This window comes from Vreelandella sp. DA03-1M, assembly GCF_055725665.1.
This window is the reverse complement of sequence record NZ_CM146798.1, coordinates 1,314,937-1,328,019: the sequence shown is the minus strand read 5'-3', so window position 1 is coordinate 1,328,019 and position 13,083 is coordinate 1,314,937. Positions and strand designations below refer to the sequence as shown.

Sequence of the window (13,083 nt, the reverse complement as noted above, 5' to 3'; positions counted from 1 at the left end):
AATCGCCTCGAAATGCTCATTTACACCTCGTAAACTCCGCTTTCTCGTTAATTTTGCCTTGTCTAGTCTTCGCTCGCCGACTTTTCGTACAAAACCTAAGACAACACTGTGCAGCAGAATCAGCGGCCTGATCTACTGTAACAAAGAAGAAATCTTGATTATTCCCAACAGAAATTGCAGTGTCCATCATATCGGCAAATGCTAGAAGGAACCCCTCCAACTGCTTCTCATCAAGATTTGATATGCACCCATCATCCAGTCTATCTAACACATGCTCAAACCAAGTTTTACCAGAGCCCCGCCGTTTTTCAACTTCTTCAGAAAGGCGTGATACCAGTTTTTCAACATCAGATCTTGCCAACTCTAAAAGGCTATTGAAATCATTATCAGACATGACAGTCTTTGGGCCAGTGAGAGCGAAATAAAACCTATAATGTAGCGGGCTACCTAGCCTTTTTAAGCTTATGGTCTTTGAAACCGACATGGTGCCAGCTCGATTAAAAACACTCTCTTCAGGCTTTTTTTGGTTAGACACACCGGGAACAAATCGTTGCAAGCTCCAAATTGACTGAGCTGAACCAACGCCCTCTGACGGTAAAAGTTTTTTTAGAACTTTACCCATTTCAGCTCTTTCATCACTTGCAACAGTTGCATCACCGGTCACTAAAACTGAACGTACAGACAGGTATGACTCCAACCATTGATACAATTTATAATGTGTAGTTTTGATCAAATGTAGGCGACAGAAATCAGGAAAATATACATCGTCTTTAATCTGAGGAAACACAAAACGAATACCGTTCAGAGCGAGCTTTACTTCACGTGGAGTAGATAGCTTGCTTCCTTGCCGGTCAACAGCAGTTTTCAAGTCAACAAGTAACTCACCTGCGATCTTGTTACCCATCACTTCTTCATAGATTAATTGCGCTTCCTCTAAGAATTGTGTTCGAAGATCAAATGGCTCTGGAAGTGGTATACTGAATGTGAGTTGCACAATTTTTTGTAAGAAAAGATCACCATCATCTATTTTCAGGCCGGTTTTAAGTGCTTGTGCCAATACTTCCCGGTCATAGCACATTAAATAAGCAACTCTTGGAAAATCAGCGACAGAACGAACTAAGCGCACTACCTCAACTGCTTGTGCCGGTTCAAGACGATCAAGATCATCTAGGATGACAACAAACCCAATATCCAAATCTCGGATTTTTTGCCCTATTTCTTGCTTTAGTTCTGAAGGTGTCTTTTCTGTCGGCAACACCTGTTCTGCCGCGTTTGCACCTGCTTCAAGCGCACCGCCAACAAGCTGAGCTCCTGGGACAAGGTACCCTACAACATTTGCAATTGATGCGGCTCTTCGCGCTGTCTTTGGGCCGTAGTTACGGAGCAATTGACTGACTTCAGCCATCCTTTCCCTTGTTTCTCTGGCCTGCCCGCTATGAGCTTGAGCTATCTCATATTCTTTCTTATTTAATATCCCACTCATCGGCTCCAACAATGAAGCTACTAATGATGATGTATCTCCATTTAACCAAGGGGCAATTGTGATGGTATAAATTTCCTCATCTTGAGCGGCAACAAGCTCATGCCGAAGAAAATTTAGAAGCGAAGTCTTACCTGAACCCCACTTCCCCTCCAATCCAATGACTATGCCATCACCTTTCGATGCCTCAACGAGTGAAGGAGCCAGCCTCTCTGCCATACCAGCAAAACCAAATTTGTCCTTTGTTTCGTTCTCCAGTGCTCGATCAGAGTCCAATTGCGTTGTCATTTTGTCATCCAGTCAAGTTCGCTCAAACAATCTATATCGCTTGTTATCGGAGCTATCTATAATTTACCGAGGCTCATAGAACAACTTCAGTACTTGGGGCTACCTTATTGATAAAGGTATGTGAGTTAGTTGCTGACCTGGGTAAATCGCCAGTAGCTCAAGATCGTCCAACCCATCATCGGCGACAATGGTAGCAAGCGTGATTGTCATCGTGAAAAGCGTCCACTAAGTTATTATCTTTTATAGTAGCTAGATAAAGGTGAAGTGGAGCGCCCTACCTAACGCGAACAGCTGTCTACTAGGCTGGTTGAGGTAAGCGTTACAGTCCAAACCGTTTTTTCAACCATTCGGCAACAGCCGCTTCACCGTGATGACCGATACGCTCGGCGCCTTTTATACGGTCGAATAGATCAAGGTGGGCGTTGGCCATTACCTGGGCTTCCCCGGCTAAAACGAGCATTTCGGTATCGTTAAGATTGTCGCCAAATGCTAGGCAATCTGCGGGCGTTAAGCCCAGCCGTTCAAGCAGTGATGACAGCGCCACACCTTTGTTGACCCCACCGGCCATGATCTCCAGGGAGTCAATCGTCGAGTAGGTGATATGCAGCGCAGCGCCATGGGCCTTATGAGCCTGCTCTTCCAGCTGTTTCAGCGCCTCCGGGTCGCCTAGATAAAGCACTTTACCCACGCCGTTAATGTCCATCTGATCAGGCGGCACGACGTCATAACTAAACCCGGTAGAGGCGTGAAGAGATAATAGATGTGGGGCTTCGGCATCAATATGCCAGCCGCTTTCACGGTAGAGGTTCAAGCGCACCTGAGGCGGACGCGGGAGATTTATCAACGTTTTTGCATGCTCAGGGTCAACATGAGTAGCGGCCAGCAAGGTGCCTTTCGGGTCGTGCACATAGGCGCCGTTGGTACTGATCAAGTGCGCTGGTATATCCAACTGATCGCGAAATACCTTCATATCGTGATAGTGGCGCCCCGAGGCAAGCGCGACATGGTGGCCTTGCTTCGCCAGCACCCGCAGCACTTCAACCGTGCTTTCGTGCAGGGTATGGTCGCTTCCTAAAAGAGTGCCATCCAGGTCAGAAACAATCAGGCGGGGTGTCATAACGCGCTCCATATCCATGGGCGTTTAGCTTAACCGATTCTTTTGGACGCATGTAAGCCTTTGACGTGCCGTTACCAACGCTAACATTAGGGCCGACTTCGCATGGCGGCAATTGGCGTGGCAAGCGGGAATCCGTATAGTGGCACCCTAACTCTCGCCAACTGATTGAGCTCATGCTTCAGAATAACGCCATGCTTGCCCAGCTCAAGCAACAGATTCGTCAAACCACCCCCCGTGCTGAAGGGGTGATCAAAGCCACCGACAAAGGTTTCGGATTTCTCGAAACTGACGACGGTGAATCCTATTTCGTGCCGCCGCCCGCCATGAAGTTAGTGCTTCATGGTGATCGTGTGGAAGCGGTTATCCACGAGAACGGTGACAAAAAATCCGTTGAGCCTGAAAAGCTGATTGAAGCGGGGCTGGATCGGTTTGTTTCCCGCGTGCAGAAGCGCGAAGGCCGCCTGTCCGTCGTACCCGACCATCCGTCGATTAAAAATGTGATCAAGGCACGGATTAAGAACAGCCTTGATGAAGACACCATTGCTGACGGCGACTGGGTCGTTGCCCGCTTGGTGCGTCATCCGCTAAAAGCCGATGACCGCGCTTTCTTTGCCCAGATTGATGAGCTGGTCGCTAAAAGTGATGATCCGGCGGTACCATGGCGCGTCACGCTTGCCCGCCATGCGCTGGAGCAAGAGTGCCCCGATGCAGGCACCGACTGGCCGCTGATGGATGAAGGCCTGGCTCGCGAAGATTTAACCGCCACGCCCTTCTTCACCATCGATGGCGAGAAGACCCGCGATATGGACGATGCGCTGCACATCACACCTCGCGCTGAAGGCGGCTGGCAGTTGAGTGTCGCGATTGCCGACCCCACCGCTTATGTGGAAGAGGGCCATGCGGCTGATTTAGAAGCCCGCACCCGTGCTTTCACCGTTTACCTGCCCGGTCAGAACGTCACCATGCTGCCCGAGCAGCTAGCGGATGATCTCTGCTCGCTATGGGAAGGCAAGGATCGCCCCGCGCTGGCCTGTACGCTGAATATCAATGCCGACGGCAGCCTGGGCGAGTATCGTTTTTTTGCGGCGAACGTTAAGTCTCACGCCAAGCTTGTTTATGACAACGTCTCCGACTGGATCGAAGGTCAAGGCGACTGGGCGCCCACAGATGAGATTGCCGAGCAGCTCACCGCGCTGCGTGATTTGACCGAGGCACGTACCGCCTGGCGCAACGAACACGCGTTGGTGTTTAAAGACCGCCCTGACTACGTGTTTGATCTCGATCCCGCTGGCAACGTATTGGCCGTGCGCACCGAAGAGCGCCGCATTGCCAACCGCATGATCGAAGAGTCGATGATTGTGGCTAACGCCTGCTGCGCGGATTTCCTGGCCCAGCATATCGGTCACGGTATCTTTAACGTGCATCGCGCCTTCGAGCCAGAGAAAGCCGAAGCTGCCCAGGAATTCCTGGCAGGCCAGGAGATTGTGGTCGAACGCGAAGCGCTGACTGAGCTTGCCCGCTACACCGAGCTGAAGCGTGCACTGGAAAGCCGCGACGACGCTTGGCTGGATGCGCGCCTACGCCGCTTCCAGGGCTTCACCATGATGTCCGCACAGCCTGGCCCGCACTTTGGTTTGGGTCTGGCCGCCTACGCCACCTGGACCTCGCCAATCCGTAAGTATGGCGATATGGTCAACCACCGCCTGATCAAACGCGTGCTGAAAGGCGAACAGGCGCCCGCCGAAGCTACCCAGCAGCTCACCGAGCAGTTGACGGAGCGTCGCCGCCTGAATCGTATGGCCGAGCGCGATGTGAAAGATTGGCTCTACGTGCGCTACCTAACACCCGCCGCGCAGAACCAGGATACGTTTGAGGCCGAAATCATGGCCATCAACCGTGGCGGTATGCGCGTTCGTCTGCTGGAAAATGGCGCGACCGCCTTTGTTCCAGCCCCTTTAATGCACAGTGACCGCAGCAAAGTGGTGATTGATGATAAAGAGGGACGTATCCAGATAGAAGGCGAAGAGCGTTACAAGCTAGGCGACCCGCTTCGCGTCATCTTGACCGAAGCCCGCGAAGAGACCCGCTCGCTGGTAGCAAAGCCAGCAGTTTAGTCCTCACTAAACCATTAGTAATCGTTAACAACGGCGCCCTTTGGGCGCCGTTGTTGTTTTTGTGCGGGCATAAGTTATCTACTCAGCCTTACTCATGTTGCGGGCGAACTAAAAGTAAGCGCCATTAAACCGACCCACTTGCCCTAACCGTATTGAGCCACATTTTTTAAAGCTGGCAGCTCTGCATTCCAGGGTAAGAGCGTTTCGAGTTGTTCGAGGGTAACTGCATCGGCGATGTGCGTCAGCACATGATGGATGTAAGCCGACGGCTCCAGTCCGTTGGCCTTGGCCGTTTCGATCAGCGAGTAACAGGTGGCGCTGGCTTTCGCGCCCTGCGAGGTATCGGCGAACAGCCAGGCTTTTCTTCCCAGAGCGAACGGGCGGATGGCATTCTCGGCACCCGCGTTGCTGATTTTCAGGTCGCCACGTTCACAGTAGCCCACCAGGGTATCCCACTGGTTCAGGGTGTAATCCATCGCCTTGCGGGTGAGCGAGCCCTTCAGTACTTTGCTGGTGTTTTTATCCAGCCAGGCCTTGAAGGCATTCAGCAGCGGCAGGCTTTTTTCCTGGCGCACGCGATAGCGCTCGGCGTCGCTCAGTTCGTTCGCGGCTTTCTCGACGGCGTACAGTTTGCGGATGTGGCTGAGGGCCACATCGGCTTTCGATGGCTGGCCTTTTTTGCCCTTGGCTGGCGCGGCCCGGGAGGCTTCCACGAACTTGCGTCGGGCATGGTCCCAACAACCGATGCGGGTCAGGCCGTTTTCACGGCAGACTTGTCCATAGCCGGAATAGCCATCGGCTTGCAGGATGCCCTGGAAGTCATCCAGCAGGCGCACCGGCACCTTGCCACCTCGTGATGGATCATACTCGAACAGCACCGAGGGTTTTCCCGGTGGACCACCCCGGGTCACCCACATCCACTTGTCCGATTGGGCTTTTTTGCCATCCTCCTTGAGCACCTGGATCCGGGTTTCATCGGCCTGCAGGTAGTCACTGCCGTTCTGGGTTTCACGTATCAGGGTCATCAGCGGTTTGAACACGTCGTTCAGGCGGATGATCCAGTGGGCCATGCTGGTGCGGCTCAGGTCATGACCCAGGCGCTTGAACATCTGCTCCTGCCGGTACAGTGGCAGGCCATCGGCGTACTTGGAGGTGATCAGGTAAGCCAGTAGTGACGGTGTGGCAATGCACTTGCCCAGTGGGTGCTTGGACCGGGCGGCCGCAATGACATGCTCTTGGCCGTCTTGTTCGAACACCGCCTTTTCCTGCCAGTACTCCAGGACTTTCAGTTGGGCCGGGATATACTCCAGCTCTTCTTTCACTTTGGTGAAGAAGGTCTTGCTGGCGCCGGCTTTCTCGTCGTCGCTGAGGGTCAGCTCAATACGCTCACGCAAAAGCGTGTCGGAGAAGCCGCGTTGGCGGCGCTTGCGGGAGCGAGGCGGCGCATCGGCTTCTTCCACATCGTCAGGGAGTTCGTCGCGTAGTTCGTCAATCGCCACTTCCAGCTCGGCTTCATCGAACAACACGATCTGGTTGGGCTGTTTTTCACTGCTTGCGGCGAACTGCTGGATCTTCTTGTGACGCAGCAGCTCTTCGAGAATGGCGATGTAATTGTCGCGACGCCGGAGGGCCTCATCATGCTGCTGCAACTGACTCTGCAGAGCCGCTTCTTTCGCGGCCAGTTGTTCCTGCAAATCGTTGATAACCGCCGCCATTTCAGCGGGCGAGAGACCGCTGAAATCGGGTGTTTTGGGCGTGTTATCAGGCATTGTTTTCATGGCGAAATGATAGCAAAAACAACGCCCTGACACACTTAAAAAGTGCTACCCAACGCTCTCATAATGCAGGGTTTTATGGCCCTGCAGCAGGGTGATGTCGTAGCCGTCCAGCAACCAGTTGATCTGCTCGCCGTTCAGCGGCATCAGCTCATCCGACGGGCCCGGCCATTTAAATTTTTCCTCGGCCAGAGACTTGTAGTAAAGCACAAAGCCGTTGTCTTCCCACATCAGACACTTAATCTTGTTGCGCTGCCGGTTGGTGAACGCATAAAGCGCGCCGGAGAACGGGCTGTGCCCCAGCTCCTGCTCGACAATCAGCGCCAGCCCATTGGCCTGCTTGCGGAAATCGACAGGCTGTCGATACAGGTATATCTCCGGCAGGTCCCAGGAGGGGCGCAGATAGCGGTGGCGCATTACAGTTGCCTCAGCACGGCACCGAGCAACTCCACATTGCCAGCGTGCAGGCCGGTGATCGAGACGCCGCCGGGCAATGACACCGTTAATCCTTCTGACGACTCCGGACCAGGCACTGCCGATACCTTGGCAAACCCAGGCGACGACACGGGTTGCTCCGGAACCGCTGTCTCCGGTTCGGCCAGCTTTTTGCGCCAGTAAACAAAGCGGCAATAAGTCAGTGATTGCTGCTGGCAGTAGGCCATGCCGGACAAACCCGACGCCTGCCAGTCCTCGATATGCTGCTGCCAGAGACGTTTGCGTTCGGCGTGTGTCATGCTGATTCCTCCTGGTGTTTATGAGGAAATCAGTGTGGGCAATTTCAGGGCGTGGCTGTAGGTGCCGATTTATGGGCGCTTACAACTAAAACACGCTTCTCATCCTACGACTAATTTTTCTTAATGGCTTTCATACGCCACGTTGGCTTAACAGCAAATTTACAAACGGCCAACCAATAACGGGGAGAGGGTAGGCCTGAAAATCTGAGAGCGCCTGGCACATCTATTGGGTAGCACGCTTAGCTTCTAAAAATAAATTAATACTCATCATCCCTCCCTACTCAATCAGCGAAGTCTGCAGGAAATAATTATTTTGTCGTAATACCTCTATTAGAGAAAACTCGGATGGCTAATGATGAATTTTGCCTCAATATGGAGCAAATAAAATCTCAATATGAATACAATATTCTTTTCTAATGCAAACAATCAAACTCAAATAACTGTTTTAAATATTTTTTTTAAAAAATGGACTGACTTTTGCAGAATATTAACAGTATTCCGGAAATTGCTACCTTTTTGATCAATAGACTATTGATGCCTTCACCACGTTCTTAAACAAAAAAGTTGGAGAAACATGCATGAATATTTCTAAAAAAGTTGCCGCGATGGCAGGTGCAGCCTGCCTATCGGCGATCACATCATCGGCTACGGCTTCCGAACCAATAATAATCGGCGTCCCGACGGGTCTAAGTGGAGCAAACAGCACCGTAGCACCCGCAGTGGTTCAGTCCTCTGAACTGGCGGTAGCGGAGATAAATGACAGCGGTGGTATTTTAGGACGCCAAGTAGTTTTGGAAATTGCAGATGATGGCAGTGGTGCTTCCGGTGCTCAACGCGCTTTTGACGACCTGATCAGTAACCGAAATGCTGACGCTATAATCACTATGGAAACCAGTGCCGCTCGGAATGCTGGCATTCCCATCGTCGAACGACATCAAGTGCCTTACATATATACCTCGCTATACGAAGGTCGTTCCTGCAGCCCTTACCTGTATGCCAACGGTGCTGTACCAGAGCAGATGGTAGGTCCTATCGTGGACTATTTCATGGATGAAGAAGGTTCAGAACGCTTCTTCCTAGTAGGCAGTGACTACGCTTTTGGGCGAGGCATGCTTGAGTTTACGCGCAGTTATATTGAAGAGCGTGGAGGAGAAGTTGTCGCTGAGGAGTATCAACCTATGGACGCAACCGACTGGACATCCATCATCAGTCAGATGCGTCGTAATAATCCCGATGCAGTCATCATGTCCACCGCCGGAGGAGCACCAAATGTTACCTTGCAGCGCCAGTACAAGGCGGCAGGTATGCAAGCATTGGTGGGCAATCTGAGCGTAGATGAGTTAACCGCACAGAGTATGGGCGAGGACGCTGAGGGAATCTATATTTCAGCCTCTTATCTTACGGCCATTGATAGCGCGGCTAATAGAGACTTCCTTGAGCGTATAGAAACTCACTTCGGGAGCGATCTTCGCACCCCAAACGACCTTTCTGTACCACAGTACGATGCCATTTATCTCTACAAAGCCGCTGTAGAAATGGCTGGCACCACGGATGCTGACGCGGTTATCGAAGCACTGGCGGAAGTCTCATATGACGGTCCTCGTGGGACCGTGCAGATGAACGCTCAACGCCATGCGCCACTCACTATGCATCTCGGCCGGGTCCAAGGTGACGGTAGTGTAGAAGTGGTAGAAATATTCGAGGGCGTAGATCCCGGCGAGCAGTGCCCGACCAGCTAATCACGCTTTAGCCCACGCGACCGTCACAACCAGCTAACCCCGAGGTTTGGGTGACTGTGTGGTGGTCGCCAGCAAGGAACAAAAAAAGTGAATTATCTGTTTCTTGATATCATTACCACCGCAGCGATCCTCTTCATTATATCTTCTGGTTTACTCATTATCTTTGGTGTGATGAAAGTCATTAATTTCGCACATGGTGTATTCCTCACCATTGGCGGTTATTCATCATTGGTGGTGACTCGATTCGACTGGGACCCTTGGTTTAGCATGCCGTTGGCCTTTGTGGTCGGTTGCCTACTCGGCGCATTCATAGAGCGCGCTATACTGCGTTTTCTTTACCATCGCCCCTTAGATGCCATCTTGGCGACTTGGGGACTTGGTATCGTTCTAGGACAGTTGATCATCATCGCCTTCGGTCGCGAGGTGCAGTTTGCCGATAGACCAGTGTCTGGGGCCGTGGAGCTGCTAGGCGCTTTTTATTCGCAATACCGACTACTCTTGATTATCTTCGCAGTGCTGGTAGCTGCAGCCATGTGGCTGCTTCTGAAGGGTACTCGCATTGGTTTGCAAACCCGCGCTGTCATCATGAATGAACCCTTGGCGCGTGGTCTGGGAATCAATAGCTCGCGTGTACGCCTGATCACTTTTTCATTTGGGGCTGGCCTGGCCTGTCTAGCGGGTGCTTTTATAACGCCATTGTCCAGCGTAGACCCCAACATGGGGCTGCCATGGCTAGTTAGCGCCTTTATGCTGGTTCTGGTATCCGGCAATTCATTCCTTGCCTTGGCTATTGCCTGCCTAGTGCTTGGGGGCGCCCAAGTGCTGGCAAGTACCTACATCAACCCAATCATAGGTGGTTTGACAATCGCCGTCCTGGCCGCCCTCCTGTTAAGGCTTCGTCCCAAGGGGTTTGCATATGACTAGGTTTATCGGCGGCGTTGAAGCCGACCACGGTTATCTTGTTCTGCCACTTCATGTTCGCTTCAGAGCAGTGTGTATATTGACGGCCCTGGCCTTGATAGTCGTTCTCATCGGCCCGTTTGTTCTGGATCCCTATACTCAGAGTGTCCTGGTAAGAGCTTTCCTGCTAGCAGTGACTGCCTTAACCGTAGATCTGCTATGGGGCACAACCGGGATCCTGACTTTCGCTCAAGGCGCGTTTTTCGGCATCGGCGCCTATGCAGCCGGACTCATGTTTACCCATGTCGGCTACACAGCAGGGACAGTATTGTTTGCCTTGTTGGCGGCAATTACCGTATCTATGCTGGTTGCTGCCTTTGTAGGCTGGCTAGCCTTCTGGCAAGGTGCAACCTCACTTTATGTGGCGGTAGTCACACTTGTATTGCCGATAGTCGTGGTGCAGTTAATCTATTCTGGAGGCTCTTTCACCGGCTCCAGTAGCGGGCTAGTAGGTTTTGATGCGCCATCATTATCCATGAGTGGCTGGTTCTGGTTTACCGGTACCCTGATGGTTTTGCTGACGGCTTGCGCCTGGGTTTTCATCCGCAGTGATTACGGCCGCATGCTAAATGCAATACGTGATAACGAAACACGCAACCGTTACCTAGGCATCCCAACAAGTCACATAAAGATCACTCTGATGATGGCCATGGCTGCGCTGGCTTCAATGGCAGGTTTCATTTATGCCTGTGTGGGCACTATTGTTGCGCCAGAACATGCCGGCTTCGTCTTTGGTACCGAATTGGTGATCTACGTCGCCCTAGGTGGACGCGGCACGGTCCTGGGGCCCGTCATAGGCACTATTGGGCTGGAGTGGGCTAGTGCCTATATCAGTAGCATTCTACCGTTTGTATGGACCATCATCATCGGGACCATATTCGTTGTAGTTATCGTAATTATGCCAGAAGGGCTGCTTCCTCCAATCTGGCGGACACTGTCGAAAAAGCTACCATCTCGTTTGGCTAAAGCTGCTAAAGGTAAGGGAGCAATCACATTCTACCCGCTTGCTGAGAGTGACATTAAGACCTTTCCAGCCAACATGAGCCAGCCCGCACTTGATTTGAGCAGTGTTACCAAGCGCTACGGACACTTGAAGGTATTGCAGGGCATCGATATTGCCGTAATGCCGGGAGAGCTTGTGGGTATTGTAGGCCCCAATGGCGCAGGTAAGACAACACTAATGCGCTGTATCAGCGATGGGCTGGAGCGCAGCAGTGGAGTCATCAAGGTCAACGGCAAGGATATTGGCCAAAAATCACCCGCAGCCATTACGACACTGGGGCTTGGGCGAAGCTTCCAAAATACTAGCTTATTTGAAAGTCTTAGCGTGTCCGAGTGTTTGCGTCTTGCTCGCTACCGACATTGGCAGCCATCAAAAACTGATACGGCAGACCGCATCGGGCTACCCACCGCTGCGATGGAGGTTTTAGAGAGCACTGGATTGACTTCACAGCTGGACGGAAAAGTAAACAACCTCCCTCACGGCATGAAGCGTGCCTTAGAGCTGACGATGGTACTTTCTTTAGAGCCAAACGTACTGCTGCTTGATGAGCCTACGGCCGGACTGACAAAAGCAGACCGCCTCATGATTGGCAACATTCTTACGGATTTACAGACTAGACTCGGTCTCGCTATCGTGCTAATTGAACACGATTTTGATTTCGTCAAACAGGTCTGCTCGCGGCTAGTAGTGCTTCACCGCGGGGAACTGGTCTTAGATGGCGAGGTTCAGGAGGTAGTCAACTCTGACCTAGTACAAGAGATTTATTCGGGGCATGTCGAATGAGCGAAAATACGAAGAAATCCGATAAAGCTACTGTCCTGGAGTGCCGTCAACTGAGTAGCGGCTACGATGATGCGACTGTCATCGACAATATCAACATTCAAATCACCGAGGGCCAAGTCTTCGGCATTCTAGGCAAGAATGGCATGGGCAAAAGCACCTTGCTAAAGACCATTATGGGCTTTCTTAAACCCATAAATGGGGAAATCTATTATGCTGATCAGCCCATAGGCGGCTTAGAGCCTCAAGTGCTCGCAAGGCGTGGCATCGCCTACATTCCTCAGGAAGCCGCCATTTTCCAGGATCTGACCGTAGAGGAAAATCTCCGCCTTGGCCTGCCGAGTGATCGCTTGCTGCCAAGCGGTATGGAAAAGGTTGCTGCCTATTTCCCTATTATCCCCCAACGACGCAAGCAATTTGCAGGCACCTTAAGTGGTGGCGAGCAAAAGATGTTGCTGATGGCCCGGGCACTCATGAGCGATCCCAAGCTGATGCTGGTAGACGAGATCAGCGAGGGGCTGCAACCCACTATGGTGGAGAATATCACGCAGGTTCTCGGACAGGTGGCGGCGAAAGAAAATACTAGCGTTCTTTTAGTGGAGCAGAATGTACGATTGGTCACTCGCGTTGCTCATTCGGTGGCGTTACTGGAGATTGGCCGCATCGTGCAAGAAATGCAGCTAGATGATGGGGCTGACAACGAGCTAGCACTGACCGAGATGATGCGCGTCTGATCACCCCCACATCGAAAGGAGACTCGTTAATGAATACTCTACGCATCTTTTCCCATCTCCTGCCGGACGACGGCCTCCTAGGCCGTAACGAATCAATTAACGAAGACCCACTACCCCTACGTGTAATTCAAAAAGCTAGGGATATTGGCGCTATTGACTACATCCCTGTTCGTCTACTTCAGCTTTTAGGCTGCCAAGAAAAGGCGGAGCGAAAGGTATCAATACCTAATGCGATGTTCTAGTGTTCACCGAGAGTAATTAAACATCTTAAAGTTTTCATAGGCAGCTATCTGAAATCTCGGCATATAATTTAGCGAAACTTATATGCGCATATTACTCTTTAATAATAACATTATTTA

10 protein-coding genes are annotated in these 13,083 nt (G+C 51.7%); 5 read left to right on the top strand and 5 right to left on the bottom strand.

Annotated elements, in window-relative coordinates:
- Positions 1 to 16: 16 nt before the first annotated feature.
- Together ACXUPB_RS06130 and ACXUPB_RS06125 are read right to left on the bottom strand one after the other, a co-directional pair.
- Positions 17 to 1,768, bottom strand: coding sequence for a KAP family P-loop NTPase fold protein (locus ACXUPB_RS06130; protein WP_082072609.1), 1,752 nt, complete (start codon positions 1,766 to 1,768; stop codon positions 17 to 19).
- Positions 1,769 to 2,087: 319 nt separating this feature from the next.
- Complete coding sequence (locus ACXUPB_RS06125; RefSeq protein WP_035555967.1) at positions 2,088 to 2,885, bottom strand: Cof-type HAD-IIB family hydrolase; 798 nt, start codon at positions 2,883 to 2,885, stop codon at positions 2,088 to 2,090.
- 173 nt (positions 2,886 to 3,058) lie between these two features.
- On the opposite strand from ACXUPB_RS06125, the gene ACXUPB_RS06120 reads away from it, so the two are divergent.
- Positions 3,059 to 4,999 carry an exoribonuclease II gene (locus ACXUPB_RS06120; protein WP_035555970.1) on the top strand — a complete coding sequence of 647 codons (1,941 nt, stop codon included), beginning with the start codon at positions 3,059 to 3,061 and terminating at the stop codon, positions 4,997 to 4,999.
- Positions 5,000 to 5,142: 143 nt separating this feature from the next.
- On the opposite strand, the gene tnpC is transcribed toward ACXUPB_RS06120, so the two are convergent.
- From tnpC to tnpA, 3 genes are read right to left on the bottom strand one after another with little or no spacing between them, the layout of a single operon-like run.
- A complete protein-coding gene (gene tnpC / locus ACXUPB_RS06115) occupies positions 5,143 to 6,777 on the bottom strand; it encodes an IS66 family transposase (RefSeq protein WP_035565164.1) in 1,635 nt (544 codons plus the stop codon).
- Positions 6,778 to 6,822: 45 nt separating this feature from the next.
- Positions 6,823 to 7,191: an IS66 family insertion sequence element accessory protein TnpB gene (tnpB, locus tag ACXUPB_RS06110; protein WP_035565167.1), complete on the bottom strand. Its 369-nt coding sequence runs from the start codon at positions 7,189 to 7,191 to the stop codon at positions 6,823 to 6,825.
- On the bottom strand, positions 7,191 to 7,508 hold the full coding sequence (tnpA, locus tag ACXUPB_RS06105; RefSeq protein WP_035565170.1) for an IS66 family insertion sequence element accessory protein TnpA: 318 nt from the start codon (positions 7,506 to 7,508) through the stop codon (positions 7,191 to 7,193). Before tnpA ends, tnpB begins: the two co-directional genes overlap by 1 nt.
- A 578-nt stretch (positions 7,509 to 8,086) precedes the next feature.
- On the opposite strand from tnpA, the gene ACXUPB_RS06100 reads away from it, so the two are divergent.
- The 4 genes from ACXUPB_RS06100 (at position 8,087) to ACXUPB_RS06085 (ending at position 12,724) form a co-directional block, all read left to right on the top strand.
- Entirely contained in the window at positions 8,087 to 9,247 is a 1,161-nt protein-coding gene (locus ACXUPB_RS06100; protein ID WP_218927572.1) for a substrate-binding protein, read from the top strand.
- A gap of 87 nt (positions 9,248 to 9,334) precedes the next feature.
- Positions 9,335 to 10,171 (top strand): branched-chain amino acid ABC transporter permease, encoded by an 837-nt coding sequence (locus ACXUPB_RS06095; protein ID WP_035563099.1) that lies wholly within the window; start codon positions 9,335 to 9,337, stop codon positions 10,169 to 10,171.
- On the top strand, positions 10,164 to 11,993 hold the full coding sequence (locus ACXUPB_RS06090) for a branched-chain amino acid ABC transporter ATP-binding protein/permease (RefSeq protein ID WP_082072610.1): 1,830 nt from the start codon (positions 10,164 to 10,166) through the stop codon (positions 11,991 to 11,993). The genes ACXUPB_RS06095 and ACXUPB_RS06090 overlap by 8 nt, the downstream gene beginning before the upstream one ends.
- Positions 11,990 to 12,724: an ABC transporter ATP-binding protein gene (locus tag ACXUPB_RS06085; RefSeq protein WP_045812151.1), complete on the top strand. Its 735-nt coding sequence runs from the start codon at positions 11,990 to 11,992 to the stop codon at positions 12,722 to 12,724. The genes ACXUPB_RS06090 and ACXUPB_RS06085 overlap by 4 nt, the downstream gene beginning before the upstream one ends.
- Positions 12,725 to 13,083 lie beyond the last annotated feature (359 nt).